This is a genomic window from Salirhabdus sp. Marseille-P4669 (assembly GCF_900240405.1).
Taxonomy (GTDB): domain Bacteria; phylum Bacillota; class Bacilli; order Bacillales; family Alkalibacillaceae; genus OEQK01.
This window is the reverse complement of record NZ_OEQK01000003.1, coordinates 15,883-37,153: the sequence shown is the minus strand read 5'-3', so window position 1 is coordinate 37,153 and position 21,271 is coordinate 15,883. Positions and strand designations below refer to the sequence as shown.

Here is a 21,271-nt window from a genome sequence, read left to right as displayed (position 1 = left end):
ATGTGGCATAAAAAATGAAAGGTCTTTTTCAAAAGCTTCTTCGTGAAAAAGCAGAAACGACGGAAGAGAAAAAGGGTGAGCGACGTTATTCCCTTTCCCATTTAAACTCCTATAAACAAGTTCAAAAAAGGTCGTTAATTGGCTGGATAGTAGCCCAATGTGCAGCAGCTCTTCATTTAGAAGACGAAAAGCGCGAGGCGTTATTTTTTATGGCTTTAACAACAGAAAACTTTGAACAAATAGAAGATGAGATGATTAGAGAGCTTATGCAACTTGGACATTTAGCTGTAGAGTGGATTGATAAGAATGCAATTATTGAAGAGGAAATGAAATCGATTCAGCCTACGTTTCTTTCCAAGGAGCTAATGAATCGAGTATTTAACAATATTCAATCAGATGTAAAATTTAATGAAAAAAAGATTGATGTCAATGAAGATATTTGGGAAGTATATCGGGATGTCATCTATGCTGCAACCCATGGGAAATTTCTCTTGATTTCAAAAAATGATTTGGAAAATTATCTAAAGGGCGAGCTTTTATGTGAAGTGGAAATCGTGGAAAGAAGTGATATTCCAAAAGCTCGTACAGAAGCAAAAAATTCATTTTTGGATCACGAAATAAAAGCCTCGAAAATGATGAGTTATACCCTGGTTATATCAGAAGCGGTCACAAATGTATTAAAGCATGCGAATTCAGGAAAAATGTCGATTTATAAGAAAGATGCAGCATTTTATGTGGTTGTTCAGGACGATGGAGCTGGCTTTCCACTAAAGATACTGCCTAAAACAACGTTAATGGCTGGATTTTCCACCAAGGTATCGTTAGGACAAGGATTTACATTGATGATGAAGATTGCTGATCAGGTCGTGTTAGAAACGTCACCATCAGGTTCAACCTTAATTTTAATATTAGATGGGAAAAAGGAAGAGAAGCATGAACATATCTAAAGGAAGTACAAGTAGTACAATCCAAAAAACATTAATGACTGCACGACTTTTTGATGGATTTTGGGACAGATGGATCGCCCATGGAATTAGAGAATCAGATTGTAAGGAGTTACAAAGTTCGTTAGTAACGGTAGAGGACTGGATAAACGGCTTCTCCCGATTTGCAAAAAAGTATCATGATTTAGCAACAGAATACGAGCAATTCCAAAATAGATTCGAAGCTGAAAAATGGTACCGATTAACAGCGTTATATTACAACTTAATGTATTGGGTTTTTCCTGACAGGTCAGAAGAGAAAAAGAAGTGGTATCAGCGGGTTAAGGAGTATGTAGGTAAGGCAGATCAGCTTTCCGCCATTTCATATAAATACGACTACATTGAAATAGATGGTGTGAAATGTGTAGGAAGAATACGTATACCAGATCATTCCAAGGGATGCATTGTTATCATCAATCCTATTGATTCAGCTAAGGAAGAGCTTTATACGTATGAAAACCATTTTATTCAATCCCATTATACTACGGTTAGTTTCGATGGACCAGGACAAGGCGAAACGTACCTACTTAATGGTTTAAAAGCGACTCAAAAACGATGGGAGACCTTTGTGCATAAGGTTATCGATTTTGCAGCAAGTCATTTTATAAATCAACCCATTTATTTATTTGGGACAAGTTCAGGGGCGGCCTGGTCCATTTATGGTAGTGAACATCCTAAGGTGGAACGGGTAGTTGCAGTGAGTCCACCAATAATGGAGGTACCTGCTACTCCAAACTACTTTACGGATCGGTTAGCGCTGGTAATGGATAAGGAAGCGCAATCCATATTGCCCAACCTAAATACGCAGTCATCTTATTCATCCATTTTCTTATTTCATGGTAAAAAGGATGTCATGGTAAGCACAAAGGACATGCATTATTTTTATGAACGTTTGCTAAGTCCCAAAATGCTAGTTGAGTATCCAGAGGAAGGGCACTGTTGCAATTTCAAGCTACACGAAGTACGTGATTTAGCGATGGAATGGTTTGAAAAAGGAGATGTGAAACATGAATTTTAAACAATTCGTTGAAATGTTATCAGACTTTACAAATATACCTGCCAATACCATAACTAAGGATGCGCAGTTTGTAGATGATCTAGGTGTTGATTCCTTAAATATGGTAAACCTATTAATTCAAATCTCTGAAGCTACCAACGTTGAATTTGAAAGGTTTATAAAAGCAGACAGCCTAAAAACAGTTGGGAGCATTTATAACATTATTTCTCAGGAGGAACGTATATGAAGCCTATTTTAGATAACTTATTCCAACATTCCGAAGACAAAGTGTTAATATCGACGTTTTCAGGAAAGTATAACGCGAAAAATATTATGGATGAAGTTCATTATTTTGTTTCGTTACTGGAAGATAAGGAATTGAAGAAGAAAAGAGTGGGAGTACTTGTACCTAAATTATCCACTTATGTTGCCCTTACATTAGCAATTAATAAATTAGGGGGCACAGTGGTGCCAATTAGCTGGCAACTTAGAAAGGAAGATTTAACATCTGTATTACAATTTATGAATCCTCATATTGTTTTTTCTGTAGATGAACATAATGGATTTCCTTTTGGGGAAACAATCGAGAACTGGGCAAAAGAGCTAAAAATGGAAACAATCCTATATCGGCAAACGAATAATTCGGATTGGTCCAAATCTGAATTCGTTGGTGAAAATAAGCCATTAGAAGAGCACGAAATCACGTTTATCTGTACGTCTTCTGGTAGCACCGGCACTCCAAAGGGGTTGGTGTTAAGTGCAGACCTTTTGGATCACGTTTATCAAATGCTACCGAATTATGGTGACTTCCAAATTGCAGACAATGTGCTAATAAATATACCACCGACAAGCTTCTTGGGGACCATGTATTTATTTTATTCCTTACACAGTGGTACGAATATGCTTTATCCAGAAACATTTGACTTCCCCAAAATGGTGAATTTGATGGAAGAAAATAACTGTAATAAGGTTATTAGTACCCCTTCCATTTTCAAAGCAATATATCAAGTAGCGAAAGGACTTAACGCTACGATTGCAAAAAACATCGAGTTAGTCGGTCTAGGTGGAGAAAATGTCCAAAAAGATTATATCAGCCAATTCGAGGATATGAATGACTGTGTATTCTTAAGTTTATATGGAACTTCTGAAGCAGGTGCATTGGCATCCTGTGACTTACGAAATAGTATGGAGTTTACGTTAGTTGATAATGCTGACTATGTCATAAAAGACGGAGAATTACTCACCAAATCAAAAACATCATTTGTTGGATATTATAAAAATCCGCAATTAAATAAAGAAATATTTGATGAAAATGGTTTTATTCATACAGGCGATATTGTTAAAGAGATGCCAGGCCGTAAATTTGTCATTCTTGGAAGAAAGAAAGACATGATTAAAAAGGGTGGCCAACAGGTTATTCCAGGTGAAGTGGAAAATGTATTGGAGCAGCATTCTTCTGTTGAGAGAGCTGTTGTACTTGGAGCGCCACACGCGGTTTATGGGGAACAAATTGTAGCTTTCATTATAGCAAACCAACAAACAGATACGAAGGAACTCTCCCACTATTGCACAAAAAAAATAGCGGGATACAAAGTACCAGATCAAATAATCTTCATAGAAGAAGTTCCAATGGTAAACGGAAAAGTTGATAAAGTCACGTTGAAGAAAATGTATTTAAATTAAGGGGATTAGAAAAAGTGAAAAGAGAGAGAACGTTAAAGCGTCAATTTAATCTAACATTATTATTAATATTAGTTACGATAACAATTGTCAGCGGAATAATACAATACTTCATTATTGATAAACAAGTAGAGGATAATGTTAAACGGGAAGCGACGAATATTGGACATAGTATCAAACAAGGGATTGAGGAAACAAATCTCGCTTCTAGAGCAATTGAACAACAAATTGATTATAAATTAGAATCCATTTCAGAAAGAATTGGGGACCATTTACCTAAGAATCAAGCGGATATTACCGAGGAACAGCTACAAGAATTAAAAGAAGAGATGAACGTTGCAGGAATTGATATATTTGCTGAAGTTGAGAATGATATAGCTGTTGTAAAAACAACAGAGCCAGCTGAACTTGGTTTTTCTATGGCAAGTCTAGGGGAAGAACTGTATTTACAATTTCAAAACTTTTTACATGAAAAAAAAGTAGATGCACCAACCATCTATAGTTATCAAAGCGATGATACATTTATTTTGTATACTGCGCAATCGGGCTCTAGAGAAGAACCAGAATTCTTTAAATATAGTTACTATCACGAAAAAGGGACAGATTATATTATCTCAGTATTTATCGAAGCAAATGAAGTCTATCAGTTTACACAATCCGTTGGTCCAGAGACATGGATTCAACAAGTACTTCAAACAAACGAATTAGCGAAAGAAATAGCTGTATTGAATCCACTCGTTTTCAAAGATCCTAGCTTAGCTGAGGCAATGTATCCGCCTTTAGAAAAAATTGTATATGGAAACTATACGTACAAAGTGGAAGATGAAGTAATCATCAAGATGCTAGAGGAGTCTAAATCCGTTTCAAGGTTAGATGAACATAATGGGAATAAAATCTACAAAATGTTTATTCCTATAAATGATGGAAATGTGATTTATGTAGCAATGGATTATGAGAAGATGAGCGCGCCATTTACAACGTATTCCTTTATTTTGATTTCGTTCGGTTTTATATCCTTATTAGTATTATTCTTTATGACAACAAGATTCTTTAATCGCATCTATGAAAATATTACAAAAATAAAAACACAAATCAAATCGCTAGAAAAGGGAGATTTTACGGCTAGGAGTCATGTTAAAAACTTTGGTGAACTAGGACAGCTTTCTGTGAGTGCAAACAAAATGGCCCAGACATTAAACGACGTATTGAGCCAAACCCGTGAAAAAGCGGTTCAAACCGAAAGATATGCCTACATGCTGGAATCTGAAGCGGATAATTCAGTCGATAAAGTATATGTCATGTCAATGGAATATACATCTGAAACTCGCGAAAGTCTTGATGAACTCTTATATTTAATCGAAAAACTAGAAAACTATTTACAAACGATAAACACAGATGATTCAAAAGCCATACTAGCGAAAGTGGTCGATATGCGAGAACTTGTGAAGGTTCGTTCCTCTGTATCAACAGAAATGACAATCACGCTTGCGGATGTATTGAAATCCCTACACGGACAATCTGCGGCTTTAACGGATATCGCAAAGGACCTATTAGAAAGCATGGAAACATTTAATCTAGATGCTAATGAAAAGTAAGGGAATTAGGTGGTGAAGGAATGGAACCATTAATTAATGTGGTGAAGAAAATAGATGGAGATCGTTGTACGTTAGCTTTGGATGGAGTATTGGATTATTCCTCAATGGATCCGTTTATTGAGGAAATACGATCTCTTGAAAAATGGATTAACAACGTAATTGTTGACTTTAGCGGTTTGCAGTTTATTGACTCAACAGGAATTGGGGCAATAATAAATTTAGTTCATGAGGCAAATACGAATGATTTTGAAGTTGAGCTTGTTGGGATAAATGAGGAAGTTCAAATGTTATTTGATACGATTGGTGTCTTTAAAATCATGGAGTCATTGAAAAAGGGAGGGAACTGATATGTTTCGAAGGGATTTCCTTTATGACTTCATGCCAGACGGAACAATGGATAAAACATTAGAGCGTGAAATAAAACTCGCTCGCAACATTCAAATGAAGTTACTTAATGGAAAAAAACCAGAACTAGAAAAAAGTGAAGTCTCAGGAATTTCAATCCCAGCCCGATTGATTGGTGGAGATTACTATGATTTTTATCCTCTTTCCAATGGGAAGCTTCGAATTATTATTGGGGATGTAATGGGGAAGGGTATTCCTGCAGCAATGTTAATGATATTAACAAGAGGAGCATTTCGTAGTGCAGCGGAAAGTACGCATGGACCTGGTGACACGCTAACCGCTATGAATAAAGCAATTTATCAGGACTTACGGGTATTAGGTTCCTTTGTTACGCTTTTATGTGCAGATTGGGACCCTGAAAAGAAAACTTTAACCTATGCGAGTGCAGGTCATTATTTGCCAATTATAGCAAGAGGTTCTCAGAATTTATTGGAATTACCTAAGGTTAAGGGTGTTATGCTTGGTGGGTTACCTAATACAGAATATATGGAAAGTACCGTAACATTAAACGATGAAGACCTTGTATTCTTTTACACAGATGGCATTATTGAAGCCCAAAATGCTGGAGGGGAAATGTATCGTATTGATCGTCTGAATGAAGTCCTACTTCGGAATAATACTTTGGATATAAATGAAATTGAGAATGCGATTAATGACTCTATTTCTAAATTTACAAATAATGCTCCACAAAAAGACGATATCACGATGGTATTACTTAAGGTCAATAAAGGGAGTACAAATATAACTAGCTATAATAGTCCGATGTTATAACCGAAAGGAGGTATAAAATGCAAAACCTAATTTCGAAAGGGAAAAACCTAGAAGAAGCAATTCGTATTGGCTTACAATTAATGCATGTTTCGGAAGCGGAAGTAGACATTGAAATCATACAACACGAAACAAATGGATTTATTGGTATTGGAAAAAAACCAGCAATCGTGAAGCTAACATTAACAAACCATTATGCTACCAACAGTACTTCTTTAAATGAACATAAATTAGTGGAAGCTTATCCAAATCAAACTAATGTTTGGGAAGGTCTAATCGAAGGTTTACCAGAATCCCTCTCCTTACGTGAGGATAACCTACTACCAATATCGGATGAGGGTAATAGAAACAATGAGAATGTAATAGGAAAAGCCTGGATAAAGGATAATCAAATTTATGTAAAGGATGCTCCTGATCATTTCTCGACTGTTTCGATTGGACCAAATATTCAGTTATATAAAAATCAACAGCTTGTTAAAGATAAATCTGCAATCATTTCGGAAAAAGACAGCTTACATGTCAAATTTGAACGGGAATCTATTTCCGAAACGAAGTGGAACATATCGATAATAGAGAATGGATTAAAAGCTATTCTTCATGTAGAGCCTGGTCTTCAAACAATTCGAAATTTGAGAGAAGTAGAGCCAAATGAACATATTGAACTATTAGTAGAAGAAAAACAAAACGTCATCAATACGTTGGAATATCAATTAGTCTTAAAGGAACTCGAAAATCGTCGCATTATTTTTAATCTGAATCACACGGAAATTATGAAGGCTATTAATGCTAGTACAGCTGGAGACTTTGTTATAGCAGAAGGAAGAAATGCCCACCAAGGCGAGGATGGATGGTTAGAAGTATTGGTTGATGTCCAGCCTAAAAATGGACTTGTTGAAAACGAAGATGGAACGATTGATTTTAGAGAAAGTAAATTAATACCAACTGTGGAAAAAGGGATGGTAATCGCCATCGTTCATCCTCCTATTCCGGGTATTCCTGGGGTAACCGTTACGAATGATCCATTACCGGCAAAACAAACGCATCCCATAAAGTTAAAGACAGGGGTAGGAACAGAATTAATAGAGGACAAGCTTGTTGCAACAGAGTCTGGTCGACCTTTTATTGAAAAAAGAGGGATGTTAATCAAAGCATCTATTATTCCAAAATTATTACATCAAGATAATGTGAGCCTTTCTTCTGGGAATATTCGTTTTAATGGAGATGTTGAAATTACAGGTGAAGTTGAGGATTATATGACCGTGGAAGCGGATGGAGACATTTATGTTCATAAATCCGCAAGCTATTCTAACTTAACTACGATGAAGTCCATAATCGTAAAAGGCAATGTTACAAACTGTAGTCTAGATGCTGGAAAGAATAATATGTTAATTATGGAATTGGGACACTTAATTGGAATAATGCATCAACAGCTTGAGAAAATGATTATTTTAATTAAACAACTTTCTAATTCCGCTGCCTTTAAAACAACTGATTTTTCCGTAACCGGTCTGCAACCATTAATTAGAATATTGCTAGAGAAAAAATTTCAAGATTTCCCCAATCACGCCAAAAAGTATATGGAAGTTGTGGAAAATGGACAGGATTATTTGGAAGATGAGGATTGGACCCATATTGCAGTGTCGTTAAGGACGGTCTTTTTAACACTTACCAATCAAGTGACAACGGTACACAAATTAACTAGTTTAGCGGAGAAAATGGAAAAGCTTTCGACATTTAGTAAGCTTCCAGTAGAGCCCAATTCTTATATTACCATTTCGGATTCTGTGAATAGTAGATTATATAGTAGTGGTGATATTAATATCATTGGAAAAGGCTGTATCAATACGAAAGTACACGCAGGTGGAAAGCTATTTGTAGGTGGAATTGTTCGCGGTGGGGAGGTCTATGGGAGACTCGGAGTATCAATAGAAGAGGCAGGATCAGCTAATGGTACAAAGACAGTTATCGCGACTCCACATGATCAGCAAATTCAAATCCGCAAAGCACATGAAGGTACTGTATTAAAAATCGGCAATGCAAGACATGTCTTAAAAGAGGATAGGGATTGGATTACAGCTAAATTAAATAATGAAGGTTATATCATTTATTAATACAAAATAGGAGTTGCATGTATGCTTACATTATCAATAACCGACGATAAAAATAATGTGAAAGTTAATCTAAATGGGGACTTAGACATTGAGGGTACAGAAATCGTAAATGAGGAATTATTACCAAAATTAATCAATTTCTCTAAAGTAAATGTTAGTTTAAAGGAAGTTCCTTTTGTTGATTCAACAGGGATGGGACTACTTATTAATTTAGTAAAAACGTTACAAGAGAAAGGGATTGTCATAACTATATCTGATGTGAATAAAGATGTATTGGAAATTTTTGACTTACTACAATTACCCGAGATATTAGGAACTGACGTAATTGTTTCCTAATTCATATATGTATTAGATATAAAATAAACTAATTCTTATCAATTATTGGATAACCTATTCTAAATTCTACCTTATGCGAGCTTAATTTTTAAGCTCGCATTTTTCATTTCATGTTATGGTTATGTAACAATAACATAGGCTGTAGCGTAGGATACATAGAAGCTGTTCATGAATGTAGGAGAAGGAGGATTTTTATATGTTTTATCATATTAAAGAACTTCAATACAACGCGAAACCATCGCATCCAGACCCGGTATATGCAAAAAAACTACAAGAGGTACTAGGTGGTCAATTCGGAGAAATTTCCGTCATGATGCAGTATCTATTCCAAGGGTTTAATTGTCGTGCGAATAAAAAATATCGCGATATGCTATTAGATATTGGTACAGAAGAAATTGCACATGTGGAAATGCTATCTACTTTAATTGCGCGACTATTGGATAATGCGCCAGTAGCGGATCAAGAACAGGCTGCAGAAAATCCGATCCTGGAAGCAATTATGGGAGGTATGAATCCACAGCATGCGATTGTATCTGGCTTAGGCGCGATGCCAGCAGATAGTGTAGGAAATCGATGGACTGCCGATTACATCATCTCTTCTGGAAATTTATTGGCTGATTTTAGAGCTAACTTAAATGCAGAATCACAAGGACGCTTACAGGTTGTACGCCTATATGAAATGTCTGATGATCCTGGAGTAAAAGATACGTTAAGCTTTTTAATTGCTCGGGACACAGCGCATCAAAATCAGTGGAAAGCAGCAATCTATGAGCTTGAAAATATGGAAGGGGATATTGTCGTACCAACTACCTTCCCAAGGGAACTAGAAAAACAAGCAGTTTCCTATGATTTTTATAACTTTTCACGTGGGGATGCAAGTGCTAGTGGACCTTGGGCTCAAGGGATTGCACCAGATGGAAGAGGACAGTTCCGTTACATCCAAAAACCACAAGCTTATGGACCAAAACCATCTCTTATCCCAGCACCACTATTCATTCATGACACACCACCAATGTCTAGTATGTAAATTTGTTAAAGGAAAGCAATGGACTATTTTTTATTGCTTTCCTTTTCTTTTGTTTAAATAGAATGAGAAAACCTATGATAAGCCATTCTAAGAAGGAGATTCTACATAAATTGAGGTGTTATCATTGGGTACTGTAATTTGGCAGTCTATTGTTATGGTTTTAGCAGGTGTTATTCTTTTAAGAATTGCTGGGCGAAAGTCAATTTCTCAAATGACATTGGCGCAAACGGTTGTAATGATTTCAATAGGCTCTATTATTATACAACCAATTATTGAAACTAGTGTTTTAAGAACGATCGTTGCAGCAGCTGTGTTTATAATAGCACTTGTTTCCATGGAGTATTTGCAATTAAAATTTAATTTAGTGGAAAAATTTATAACAGGTAAAGCAAAAATTATAATTCAAAATGGGCAAATACAAGAACAGAATTTAAAGAAGCTTCGTTTTACCGTAGACCAACTGGAAATGAGATTAAGACAGCAAGGAATTGCTAATGTGGAAGATGTAAAGCATGCTACATTGGAGCCTAATGGACAGATTGGCTATGAACTAATAGATGATGCGAAGCCTTTAACAGTAGGCGAATTTAAACGTCTCATGAACATGTCCCCCCAACAACCATCAACGAATAAAACGATCTTCTCTGAAATTACGAATGCGAGCGAACAGGATAATCCAGACCATTTACATTGATTATTGGTAATGATTTGCTTCAACAAATGATAGAAAATCTGTTATGATAGTAGATGATTGTTTAAAAATGCGCTTAAGGAGCGATGAATGATGTCTACGAAACCGACTATTATGCTAGTGGATGGGATGGCATTATTATTTAGAGGTTTTTATGCTACTTCTTACACTGGTAATTTTATGTATACAGATAAAGGTGTGCCGACGAATGGCATATATGGATTTTTAAAATATTTTCTTGATGCAGTTCAAACATTTGAGCCTAAACATGTAATATGTTGCTGGGATATGGGTAGTAAAACGTTTCGTAACGAATTATATGATCAATATAAAGCGAATCGTGGGGAACCTCCTATAGAATTAATACCTCAGTTTGATTTAGTAAAAGAAGTAATGGAATCTTTTGGTGTACCAAATGTTGGAATAGCAGGCTATGAAGCAGATGATTGCATTGGTACGTTAGCAAAAGAATATGGTCAAACACAGAAAGTACTAATTTTAACAGGTGATCAAGACATTTTACAACTAGTAGAAGAAAATGTCTCTGTAGCAATCCTAAAAAAAGGACAAGGTAATTATGCCGTATATAGCCAAGAAAATTTCTTGTCTGAAAGAGGTCTTCTTCCCGAACAAATTATTGATTTAAAAGGTTTAATGGGTGATCCATCTGACAATTATCCAGGTGTTAAAGGGATTGGCGAGAAGACAGCATTAAAGCTGTTGACAAAATATGGAACAATTGACGGTTTGTTAGATAATTTAAATGAGCTGGCAAATGGTGTTAAGAAAAAGATAGAAGAGAATTTAGAAATGCTGCATTTATCTCGTAATCTCGCAAAAATACATTGCGAGGTACCAGTATCTTGTTCGCTTGAAGATGCTGTATGGAGTTTGAACGTAGACCACGTTCAACAGAAATTCGAGGAATTAGAGGCTCGTACGTTATTAAAGTTATTAAAACAAGTAGGATAATTTTTCCTGCTTGTTTTCTTATTATCTTGACCATAAAGCAATAGAGGAGAGAGGGATATGAAAATTTCTGTTTTGGAAAATGTTTTTCAAAAGTTACCTGAAATTCGTAGTGCCCATTATGTTATGCGCTCTTTGGTTAATGAAGATTATCCTTTTCTTTATCCAATATTATGTGACAAAGAAACGATGAAATTTATTACACCCCATCCAGTAACATCATTTGAGGAAGTAAAGGAACTATTAGATGCTTACATAGAAAACTACATTCAACATAAAGAATTGCCTTGGACGATTATAAATAAACAGACCAATGAAGTTGTTGGTATTTTTCGCTTTCATAAGTTAAATTTATGGCATCGTAAAACAGAGATGGGTGTTGTTATACGAAAAGAATATCAAAAGAAAGGGGTTATGACAGAATTATTGAACGAGATATTGAAATTTGGATTTGATACACTAAATCTAAATCGGATTGTTGGCGATATATTTGCCAAAAACATCGGATCACGAAGACTTTTAGAGAAATTTCACTTTACAAAAGAGGGGATATTACGTCAAACCGATTTTGACGGATATTCATTTCATGATACAGTCGTCTATTCATTACTCCGGACAGATTATAAAAAAAGCCTTAAGAAGGGATAATGGTGGAGCTAACCAGATATAGGTTTCTCTGCTATTTCTTCTCCGTCCATTAAACCCTCTTCATATCCAGCATCAAAGGATTCTTGAAGAACTTCTTTAATACATCTTTGTTGATGTGCGGATAACTTGCTATTTTCATTTTGTAGCTGATTGAGAATTTTGTTTAATAAAGCATCTAGTTCTGGCTGAAAGGACATTTATTACACCTCCATTATTAGTTTGGTAAATACTGTACAAAGTATACATTTAAAAGTCTTAAAGGATAATTCAATCTAGAACGTGACAAACTATTAGTGGAGGTGGTTAGATTGGGTAAACAAAGAAAGCATAGAGCTGGTGGACAACGAGCTCTCGCTGTAAATCCTCAAGGTCACACAGAAGATGTTGCGGATCAGCAACCGGTGTCGCAATTAGAACAACGCGCTAAAAAGAAAAATACAAAAATATAGAGGATGGGACAAAAGTTTTTTCTAAAAAGGAAACGCGAACTTTGATTAGCGGAGAAATACCGCTCCTGAAATATACTTCGCGGACTTTAGGGAGAAGCTATAGCCCCCTTGTGCTGACGCGCTGCGGGGGTCTCACCTAGGCTTTTCATCCCGCAGGAGTCCCGTGTATTTCCTCCGCTAATTTAGTTCATTATTCGCCTTTTGATTAAACTGTTTCGTTATGTCTTCGTTTTATTGTTTTTATTTAACGACAAATTCACTTTGCTGATGCTCGTGAATATGGTCTTTTTCAACATGAATGGTAACGTTATATGCACCAGCTTTATCAAAAGTTTTGTTAGCTGCATAATTACCAGTATCTAATTCTTCTGCTTGAATAAACTCGTGATCCGAGTCGTCATTCTGCCAAACTTCAAAAATAACATTTGCTCCAGTAAGTTGTTTATTTCCATATTTTACAGTAGTAGCTAATGTAATTTCATCATTTACTTGATAAATATTATTAGCGTTTTGAAAGTCAAAAGTAGTATAAGCCTTGCTGTGATCATGTTGGGAGGTTGTTTCACCAGAAACGGATTGGGAAGCATCCCCAACGATAATGGTTTCACGAGGCATATTATGCATATTTCGGGCAGTTACATGGGCTACAACAATAAAATGCCCCTCTTCCTCGAATTTTTTTTCAATTGAATAGATACCATCCCCATTATGTGTACCTTCAATCATTTCCGCATCGTCTTCACCAGACTTACGAATCTCAAACATTACCTCATCTGCATCTGTTATTTTATCCTTTCCTTGTGAAACAGTAGCAGCTATTGTTACTAATTCATTTGCGTTAATTTCTGTTGGTGTATCAATCAAAACTTCTATCATATCTGCTTTATTTGTTTTTTCATTATTATTTGATTCATCACTACAAGCTACAGCAAACAATAACAAAGGAAGGACTATAAAGGTTAAAGCTTTTTTCATTTTTTTCACTCCTTATTGTATATTTTTACTAGTATGTACATAAAATAACAATTTTATAGCCACTTACTTTGAATATTTAAATAATTTCGCGATTGAATCTTATGCAATCTCAGAAACGTAATAAAAGAAGATCGCTTAATCGAGAGCTTGGAGGTAAAAACAATGGTAGATATTTTATTATGGATATTGATTCTTGGTCTCTTTATTTTTAGCTTTGTCGGGATTCTTTTTCCAATTATCCCGTCTGTACTTGTTTTATGGGGAGGATTCCTCATTTATCATTTTGCTATTAATGAAGAGACCCTTTCTTTATTTTTTTGGATTCCAATGATTATTTTCACGGTAATGCTATTTATTGCAGATATTTTTGTGAATAGTCATTATGTTAAAAAATTTGGTGGCAGTAAGTGGGGAGAAAGAATGGCAGCAGTAGCGGTAATCGTTGGTTCCTTTGTTCTTCCCCCATTTGGCATTCTAATCATTCCGTTTATCGTCGTTTTCATTACCGAAATGATCCAACAAAAGTCACCAGTAGCTTCTTTAAAGGCTGCTTTTGGCTCATTAATCGGTTTCCTAGGAAGCTCCATTGCAAAAATAATCATTCAATTAATTATGATTATTTGGTTCTTCTTAGATGTATGGATTAATTTTAACTAACAGGAGAAGAACAAAATATTGTTCTCCTGTTTTGTCACAAAAAAGACCCCTTTCTCGTCTTGGATATAAAGAGGAAAGGTGGATAATGATGAATCTAAAATGGGACTGTATTATTATCGGGGGAGGATTAAGTGGCCTAGTAGCTGCCAATTATGTAAGCAAGCATTTTAAAAACGTTCTCGTTATTGAAAAAAGTCATGAGTTAGGAGGAAGAGGAAGAACCAACGTAAAAGATGACTGTTATTTTAATTTAGGTCCACATGCGTTGTATAAAAAGGGGATAGGATTAAAGACTTTACGGGAGCTTAAAGTAGATATAAATGGGGGAAGTCCTCCAATTAAAGGAAAGTTAATAAAAAACGAGAAATTATATACGATGCCATTTTCATTTGTAAACCTACCATTTTCAAAAATGTTAAATTGGAAGGAAAAATTCGATTTTATCAAACTCTTTTTACGTATTACAAAAGTGCGATCCCTTCCGTTTAAAGAGGAAAATTTAGAATCCTGGGTGAATACAAATATTAGGTATGAAATCGTTCGTCAAATTTTTTATGGTATTACAAGATTAGCGACTTATAGTAACACACCAACATTAATAAGTGCCAAACATGTTCTCCATCAAGTACATCAATCATTAGGGGGAACTATTTATGTTGATAGAGGGTGGCAAACCATCATCAATCAATTGAAAACGAGCGCTGTACAATCAGGAGTAACGATTCAAAATGGTGTTTACGTAGATAAAATTCAGAAGCGGGGCCCGAATTTTACTGTCACCCTATCCGATCATACAACATTTGATACAAATTATGTTATTACGACGGCAAGTCCAAATGAAACGATGAACCTATTTGATTTTAACAGTAATATACTAAGTGAAATCGTAAATCAAATAAAACCAATTAAGGGAGCTTCCTTAGATATTGCCTTAAAAAAATTACCAAATCCTAACATTCAATTTGCCTTAAGTCTAGATGCTCCCCTCTATTTCTCCAATCACTCTTTTTGTGCATCCCTTTCTGAAAAAGAAAATGCAGTTGTTTTACATGTTTTTAAATATTTAAGCGATGGGGAGGAGAGCGATTCTAAAAAAGTAAAGAAAGAGCTAGAGGATTTTCTTAGTTATTTACAGCCTAATTGGCAAAGAGAAGTAATCACGTCCCGATTTTTACCATCTTTATTTGTTTCATATGCTATGCCAACGACAAAAATGGAACACCTTATGAAAAAGCTAGAAACGGATATTCCAGGCTTAGTCATTGCAGGGGAGTGGACGAATCAAGATGGGATGTTGGCCGACAGCGCAATATCAAGCGGGAAAAGAGCTGCAGAGTTGTTAATAAATTACGGGAAAGAGTGAGGAAATGGAAGTTAAAGAAGCGTTTTATATAGAAGTAAAGCCGTTGCTATTTGCTTTGGCGTATCAAATGTTGGGCAAAGCTTCAGAGGCGGAGGATATTGTTCAAGATGCCTTTTTAAAGTTATCTATGATGGAGGAACAGGAGATTCATAATGTTAAGGCATATTTATGTAAAATGGTTACAAATAAATGCCTCGATGCTTTGAAATCTGCTCGCTATAATAACGAAGTTTATATCGGTCCAAATTTACCTGAACCAATAGATGTAACAGATGAAAGTCATCCCTATTACAAAATAGTAGAAGATGAAAATCTTTCTTTAGCCTACCTAAGACTAATGAAGTCTTTAAAACCGAAAGAAAGAGCGGTATTCCTATTACGTGAAGGTATGAATTTGGAGTACAAATGGATTGCTAACATATTAAATACGTCAGAGGAGAATTGTAGGAAACTACTAAGTCGCGGAAAACAAAAGATTGCAAAACAAGAGAACGATATTCCATTTACTGTTCAGGATAACAAAGATGTGATTCTACAATTTATTACTGCTTTCCAATCAGGAAATATTGAAAATATGCTTCAATTAATATCAGAGGATGTCATATTATATTCTGATGGAGGTGGTAAGGTTATTGCTGCTACTAAACCTATTGTTTCCCATAAAAATGTTGTGGCATTTTTAACTGGAATATATAAACGACGACCGGAAATCCACCAATTACAAATACAGAAAATCAACGGTCAGTTAGGAATTATTAATCAATTTGGAGACGACATTCATAGTACTGTAAGCTTTCATATTTCAAATAATAAAATTCAGGAAATCTATTATATCGTGAATCCAGATAAATTAAACAATCTATTTATGGAATTGTAAAAAGGTTCATTCTATGAAAATACAATTTCTAGCACAAGCGCCTGACCAAGCTGCTTGTGCTTTTGTTCTTTAGGTAATTTCTGTTTTTATGATACAATTTAGGATAGAAAATAATTACATATTGAAGGAGATAAGAATGATGACGGAACAAGTGTTGGCATATTTAAAATCAAATCGAGAAAAGTTACTTGAGAAATTGAATGATTTTTTATCAATCCCTAGTGTTAGTACTGATTCTATACATAAAGAAGATGTTCGGAAAGCAGCTGTCTTTGTAGCGGATTATTTACAGGAATTACACTTTGAAAATATTGAAATTATGGAAACGAATGGACATCCTTTAGTTTATGGAGATTGGCTAAAGGCAGGGGACGATGCACCTACTGTTCTATTGTATGGTCATTATGATGTGCAACCAGCAGATCCTTTAGAACAGTGGAATAGTGAACCGTTTAAACCGGAAGTTCGTGATGGACGTTTATATGCTAGGGGTTCTAGTGATGACAAAGGACAAGTTTTTATGCATTTAGCCGTTTTTGAAGCCTATATGGAGACGGTTGGTGAACTACCTATTAATGTAAAAGTGTGTTTGGAAGGGGAAGAAGAGATAGGTAGTGAAAGTCTTTATAAAATACTAGAGGAACAAACAGAAAAATTTTCAGCCGATTTTTCTGTTATCTCCGATTCTGGTATGGTGGAAGCAGGTCAGCCTACGATTGTTTACGGACTTAAAGGCTTCACTGGTCTCGAATTTTCTTTAAAAGGTCCTGATTATGATTTGCACTCAGGTATGTATGGTGGTGCAGTAAAGAACCCAGCAATGGCTATGGCGCATTTACTATCATCATTAAAGGATGCAGATGAGGTTGTGCAAGTTGAAGGATTTTATGATGATGTAGAAGAGCTTACTGACCAAGAACGTCAGCTAATTGATGAAGTTCCTGGAGAGGATTTTGTAAAATCAACAGGAATTGTTGAAGTCACTCCTGAAAAAGGCTTTACAGCTAAGGAGCATACTACTGCAAGACCAACACTTGAAATTAACGGACTTTACAGCGGTTATCAAGGAGAAGGTACAAAGACAATAATTCCTTCCACTGCAACGGCTAAATTAACATGTCGATTAGTACCTGGACAAGATCCAAACAAAATTCAAGATTTACTAGTAAATCATTTAGAAAAACATGTTCCAAAAGGTGTCACAATCCAAATTGAAAGGGAACCATTATCTGCACGTGCTTATAAAGTAGACCCAAATCATCCGTTAATTCAAAAAGCAGCGGAAAGTTACTCTAAAGCATTTGGTAAAGAAACGGTTTTTGCAAGAATGGGTGGTTCTATTCCCGTTGTTGAATTAATTGAGTCTATCTATAAAATACCAGTAGTGTTATTGGGATTTGGAACGCCTGAGGACCGACTTCATTCCCCTAATGAAAGCTTTCCATTAGAAAGTTTTGATAAAGGAATGGAAACGTTAGTTTATTATTGGAATGAAGTGAAGAATGGTTAGGTGATAAAAACATGCGATTAAATTAGGAGCGGATATTTAATGAAGAAGAATGTAGGTTTAGTATTAGAAGGCGGAGGAATGAGAGGCGTTTTTACAGGAGGGGTATTACGTTTTTTTATGGAGAAAGATATTTACTTACCATACGTAATTGGAGTATCTGCTGGTGCCTGTAACGGCTCGTCATATGTTGCAAGGCAAATGGATCGTAATAAAATAGTTAATATCGATTATATTTCTCATCCGGATTATATTTCCATAAAACGCTTTTTGACAAAAAGAGAGTTATTTGGGATGGACTTTCTCTTTGATATCTTACCAAATAAGCTTGCTCCATTTGACTTTGAAACCTTTAATCGCGCGGAAGAAACGTTTGTAGTAGGTACAACCGATTGTAAAACCGGAAAACCTGTGTATTTTGAAAAATCAGCATACGAAGAGCATATGTTAACGATAATGCGTGCTTCAAGTTCCATTCCATATATGGCTCCAATTGTGGAATTTGAAGGGAGACAGCTATTAGATGGCGGGATTGCAGACCCAATTCCGATTCGGAAAGCTGAAGAGGATGGCTATTTAAAAAATATTGTGATCCTTACAAGAAACAAAGGCTATGTTAAAGACAAAGCTTCCTTTACGTGGTTGATTAAGAGGAAATTTGGCGAATATAAAGGTCTTGTGGAAGCAATTTTAAACAGACATGAGTTATATAATGAAACAGTTTCTTATTTAGAAGACCAAGAAGCGAAGGGAAACGTACTACTAATTCGCCCACCTGAAAAATTAGATGTTGGTCGTGTGGAACGAAATCAACAAAAGTTACTGAAATTGTATGAGCAAGGGTTTAATGAGGCGAAGAACAATTATGACAAAATACTAGAATTTCTAAACATGGATAAAGAGGCGGTAAACTTGTAAGAGAGAAAACATCGTTTGGTTAGTAATTTTTTCCAAGCGATGTTTTTTTGTATCACTACTTCATCTCGAGTTCTCTTATTTTTTCTTTTAACGTTCGATTCATAATATGAATTTTATATTTTTCATATTTTTCTTCTCTTAACAGGTTCACGAAGTAAATCCATGCACTTAAAGTGATTGCGAAAAGAAGGAGTAGATAATAATATATGGATATATTCAAGTAAAGAACAATGAACAAACTTCCAATAACAAATGTGAACCATCCGAAGATACAAATAAAAATTCGATGAATACCAGTTTCATGAATACTATGTTCTTTAGCATTTAAATGCTTCGATAATTCATTGTATACCACAATTAAATAAAAATTGGGCATTTGTTCCTTAAAAATACTTATCAATTGTTCTAATTCTGTAGTTGCTTTTTTTCGAAGTCTTAAAAAATTGTTATATTGTTGAATTGGTTTATTCCTGAAATTTAATTTACTCACATTCGTCACCAACATACATACAAATTTTGTACAACAATCTTTAGTATCACCCAAAAAAATGGGGTTAATGCTTTAAATAAGGAACTAGTAGAAAGGGGAGGGGAAATGAGAACTTGGTATGGTGCAGCAGGTATTTGTATTAATGAACAAAACGAATTACTAATGGTACTACAAGGTAAACCAGAAGAAAGGAAGTCATGGAGTGTTCCATCTGGTGGACTCGAGAAAAACGAAACATTTGAAGAGTGTTGCATAAGGGAAGTAGAGGAAGAAACCGGATATGTTGTAGAGATAGAGAAAAAAGTTAAAATAAAAAAGGGGATGAATTGCTATGATCCGATTCCGTATCAGGTACACTATTTCCTAGTTTCGTTGACAGGTGGTACAAAAACAATTCAAGACCCGGATCATTTGATTTATGAAATAGATTGGAAATCTACTGAGGATCTTTTTAATCTTCTGTTAACCTTTCCTGAAGATCGTTCCTTTTTAATCGAACTTCTAAATAGTGTATCATTGTAAGTTTGTATAGATACTTTTAAAAATTCCAAAGCTAAGTAACAACTAATTTAACGAAAATGAGGCCATCGCATTGAATGAATTTAATAAAATAGGAATACATAATCATCTTATCGAATCGTTACAATCCTTATCTATTTATAAACCAACCTTAATCCAAAAAGAAGCAATTCCGTTTATTCTTAATGGGAAGGATATTATCGCGCAAGCACAAACAGGGACAGGGAAAACATTAGCATTTGTTTTACCAATCGTGCAAAAGATAGATGTATCAAAAGACTATGTTCAAGCTTTAATTGTTGCTCCAACTAGAGAACTTGCTATACAGTTAACAGAAGAAATTAATAAAGTAACAAAATCAATTGAGAACTTACATGTATTGGCGATATACGGTGGACAAGATGTAGAGCAGCAACTTAAAAGATTAAACAAGGTAAACCAGCTTATCGTTGCTACTCCTGGTAGGTTGTTAGATCATGTAAGACGGGGGACAATCGATTTATCGAAAACCGAAATGCTTGTATTAGATGAAGCAGACCAAATGCTGCATATGGGATTTCTTCCGGAAGTAGAGACTATATTATTTACGCTGCCGAAGCAGAAGCAAATGATGTTATTTTCAGCAACCATGCCTCCTGCGATTCGCGCATTGTCGAAGAAGTATATGAATAATCCAGAGGAAGTGACAATAAAGTATCAAAATATTACCGTAGAAAAAATAAATCAATTGGTTATCGAAACAACCGATCGAGGTAAACTCGATTCGTTATGTCAATTAATAAATGAATATCGACCATTTTTGGCCATTTTATTTTGTCGAACAAAGAGGCGTGCCAAAAGCTTAAACGCAGCCCTCCAATCTAGAGGCTATTTATCAGATGAACTGCATGGCGACCTGTCACAAGCGAAAAGAGAAAGAGTAATAAAAAAGTTTCGTGATGCAAAAATTCAATTATTAGTAGCCACTGATGTAGCAGCAAGAGGCTTAGATATAGAAGGAATTACGCACGTGTTTAACTATGATATTCCTCATGACGTAGAGAGTTATATTCATAGGATTGGACGAACAGGTAGAGCCGGATTTGAAGGGATAGCTATAACACTTGTTGCCAAAAAAGATATGCAACATTTACAGCTAATAGAAAATGGTATACAACGAAGCCTTCCTAAAAAAATCCATATAAAACACAATGGTAAGGGCTCTGAAAAAGAAGATCTCAAATCGAATAAAAAGAATCAGCTGCACAGAAGAAATCATAATAAAAAATACGATAAAAGAAGATAATAGCAATCATCTGAAAGGAAG

General features: G+C 35.3%; 24 protein-coding genes. 21 read left to right on the top strand and 3 right to left on the bottom strand.

Annotated features, from left to right (window positions below):
* Positions 1-14: 14 nt before the first annotated feature.
* The 13 genes from C1A05_RS06635 (at position 15) to C1A05_RS06575 (ending at position 12,210) form a co-directional block, all read left to right on the top strand.
* Entirely contained in the window at positions 15-947 is a 933-nt protein-coding gene (locus C1A05_RS06635; RefSeq protein ID WP_102027424.1) for an ATP-binding protein, read from the top strand.
* Positions 934-2,001, top strand: coding sequence for an alpha/beta hydrolase (locus tag C1A05_RS06630; protein WP_102027423.1), 1,068 nt, complete (start codon positions 934-936; stop codon positions 1,999-2,001). The genes C1A05_RS06635 and C1A05_RS06630 overlap by 14 nt, the downstream gene beginning before the upstream one ends.
* Positions 1,991-2,227 carry an acyl carrier protein gene (locus C1A05_RS06625; RefSeq protein WP_102027422.1) on the top strand — a complete coding sequence of 79 codons (237 nt, stop codon included), beginning with the start codon at positions 1,991-1,993 and terminating at the stop codon, positions 2,225-2,227. Before C1A05_RS06630 ends, C1A05_RS06625 begins: the two co-directional genes overlap by 11 nt.
* Positions 2,224-3,663, top strand: coding sequence for a class I adenylate-forming enzyme family protein (locus C1A05_RS06620; RefSeq protein ID WP_102027421.1), 1,440 nt, complete (start codon positions 2,224-2,226; stop codon positions 3,661-3,663). The genes C1A05_RS06625 and C1A05_RS06620 overlap by 4 nt, the downstream gene beginning before the upstream one ends.
* A gap of 14 nt (positions 3,664-3,677) precedes the next feature.
* A complete protein-coding gene (locus C1A05_RS06615; RefSeq protein ID WP_102027420.1) occupies positions 3,678-5,255 on the top strand; it encodes a methyl-accepting chemotaxis protein in 1,578 nt (525 codons plus the stop codon).
* A 20-nt stretch (positions 5,256-5,275) separates the two neighbouring features.
* Positions 5,276-5,602: an STAS domain-containing protein gene (locus C1A05_RS06610; protein WP_102027419.1), complete on the top strand. Its 327-nt coding sequence runs from the start codon at positions 5,276-5,278 to the stop codon at positions 5,600-5,602.
* A 1-nt stretch (position 5,603) separates the two neighbouring features.
* On the top strand, positions 5,604-6,431 hold the full coding sequence (locus C1A05_RS06605) for a PP2C family protein-serine/threonine phosphatase (RefSeq protein ID WP_102027418.1): 828 nt from the start codon (positions 5,604-5,606) through the stop codon (positions 6,429-6,431).
* Positions 6,432-6,448: 17 nt separating this feature from the next.
* Positions 6,449-8,539 carry a flagellar assembly protein A gene (locus C1A05_RS06600; RefSeq protein WP_102027417.1) on the top strand — a complete coding sequence of 697 codons (2,091 nt, stop codon included), beginning with the start codon at positions 6,449-6,451 and terminating at the stop codon, positions 8,537-8,539.
* 21 nt (positions 8,540-8,560) lie between these two features.
* A complete protein-coding gene (locus C1A05_RS06595) occupies positions 8,561-8,875 on the top strand; it encodes an STAS domain-containing protein (protein ID WP_102027416.1) in 315 nt (104 codons plus the stop codon).
* A gap of 196 nt (positions 8,876-9,071) precedes the next feature.
* Entirely contained in the window at positions 9,072-9,902 is an 831-nt protein-coding gene (locus C1A05_RS06590) for a manganese catalase family protein (protein WP_102027415.1), read from the top strand.
* 154 nt (positions 9,903-10,056) lie between these two features.
* A complete protein-coding gene (locus tag C1A05_RS06585) occupies positions 10,057-10,596 on the top strand; it encodes a DUF421 domain-containing protein (protein ID WP_102027856.1) in 540 nt (179 codons plus the stop codon).
* Between the two features lie 87 nt (positions 10,597-10,683).
* Entirely contained in the window at positions 10,684-11,565 is an 882-nt protein-coding gene (locus C1A05_RS06580) for a 5'-3' exonuclease (RefSeq protein ID WP_102027414.1), read from the top strand.
* A gap of 57 nt (positions 11,566-11,622) precedes the next feature.
* Positions 11,623-12,210 (top strand): GNAT family N-acetyltransferase, encoded by a 588-nt coding sequence (locus tag C1A05_RS06575; RefSeq protein WP_102027413.1) that lies wholly within the window; start codon positions 11,623-11,625, stop codon positions 12,208-12,210.
* 8 nt (positions 12,211-12,218) lie between these two features.
* Here the strand turns inward: C1A05_RS06575 and C1A05_RS06570 are convergent, their stop codons facing one another.
* The gene (locus C1A05_RS06570; RefSeq protein ID WP_102027412.1) at positions 12,219-12,407 is read right to left on the bottom strand and encodes a hypothetical protein; all 189 of its coding nucleotides are present in this window, start codon (positions 12,405-12,407) and stop codon (positions 12,219-12,221) included.
* A gap of 111 nt (positions 12,408-12,518) precedes the next feature.
* On the opposite strand from C1A05_RS06570, the gene C1A05_RS06565 reads away from it, so the two are divergent.
* On the top strand, positions 12,519-12,659 hold the full coding sequence (locus C1A05_RS06565; RefSeq protein WP_102027411.1) for a small, acid-soluble spore protein L: 141 nt from the start codon (positions 12,519-12,521) through the stop codon (positions 12,657-12,659).
* Positions 12,660-12,899: 240 nt separating this feature from the next.
* On the opposite strand, the gene C1A05_RS06560 is transcribed toward C1A05_RS06565, so the two are convergent.
* Positions 12,900-13,634: a FixH family protein gene (locus C1A05_RS06560; RefSeq protein ID WP_102027410.1), complete on the bottom strand. Its 735-nt coding sequence runs from the start codon at positions 13,632-13,634 to the stop codon at positions 12,900-12,902.
* 162 nt (positions 13,635-13,796) lie between these two features.
* On the opposite strand from C1A05_RS06560, the gene C1A05_RS06555 reads away from it, so the two are divergent.
* The 5 genes from C1A05_RS06555 to C1A05_RS06535 all read left to right on the top strand — a co-directional run bounded on the left by C1A05_RS06555 (position 13,797) and on the right by C1A05_RS06535 (position 18,956).
* Positions 13,797-14,291, top strand: coding sequence for a DUF456 domain-containing protein (locus C1A05_RS06555; protein WP_102027409.1), 495 nt, complete (start codon positions 13,797-13,799; stop codon positions 14,289-14,291).
* 88 nt (positions 14,292-14,379) lie between these two features.
* On the top strand, positions 14,380-15,654 hold the full coding sequence (locus tag C1A05_RS06550) for an FAD-dependent oxidoreductase (protein ID WP_159462012.1): 1,275 nt from the start codon (positions 14,380-14,382) through the stop codon (positions 15,652-15,654).
* A gap of 4 nt (positions 15,655-15,658) precedes the next feature.
* On the top strand, positions 15,659-16,531 hold the full coding sequence (gene sigJ / locus C1A05_RS06545) for an RNA polymerase sigma factor SigJ (protein WP_102027407.1): 873 nt from the start codon (positions 15,659-15,661) through the stop codon (positions 16,529-16,531).
* 139 nt (positions 16,532-16,670) lie between these two features.
* Positions 16,671-18,041: a dipeptidase gene (locus C1A05_RS06540; RefSeq protein ID WP_102027406.1), complete on the top strand. Its 1,371-nt coding sequence runs from the start codon at positions 16,671-16,673 to the stop codon at positions 18,039-18,041.
* A 39-nt stretch (positions 18,042-18,080) separates the two neighbouring features.
* On the top strand, positions 18,081-18,956 hold the full coding sequence (locus C1A05_RS06535) for a patatin-like phospholipase family protein (protein WP_102027405.1): 876 nt from the start codon (positions 18,081-18,083) through the stop codon (positions 18,954-18,956).
* A 55-nt stretch (positions 18,957-19,011) separates the two neighbouring features.
* Here C1A05_RS06535 and C1A05_RS06530 read toward each other — a convergent pair whose 3' ends face one another.
* The gene (locus C1A05_RS06530) at positions 19,012-19,446 is read right to left on the bottom strand and encodes a hypothetical protein (protein WP_102027404.1); all 435 of its coding nucleotides are present in this window, start codon (positions 19,444-19,446) and stop codon (positions 19,012-19,014) included.
* 105 nt (positions 19,447-19,551) lie between these two features.
* Between C1A05_RS06530 and C1A05_RS06525 the strand changes: the two genes are divergently transcribed.
* Both C1A05_RS06525 and C1A05_RS06520 read left to right on the top strand, forming a co-directional pair.
* The gene (locus tag C1A05_RS06525) at positions 19,552-19,968 is read left to right on the top strand and encodes an NUDIX hydrolase (protein WP_102027403.1); all 417 of its coding nucleotides are present in this window, start codon (positions 19,552-19,554) and stop codon (positions 19,966-19,968) included.
* 70 nt (positions 19,969-20,038) lie between these two features.
* Positions 20,039-21,250, top strand: a complete 1,212-nt coding sequence (locus C1A05_RS06520) for a DEAD/DEAH box helicase (RefSeq protein ID WP_102027402.1) — start codon at positions 20,039-20,041, stop codon at positions 21,248-21,250.
* Positions 21,251-21,271: the final 21 nt, after the last annotated feature.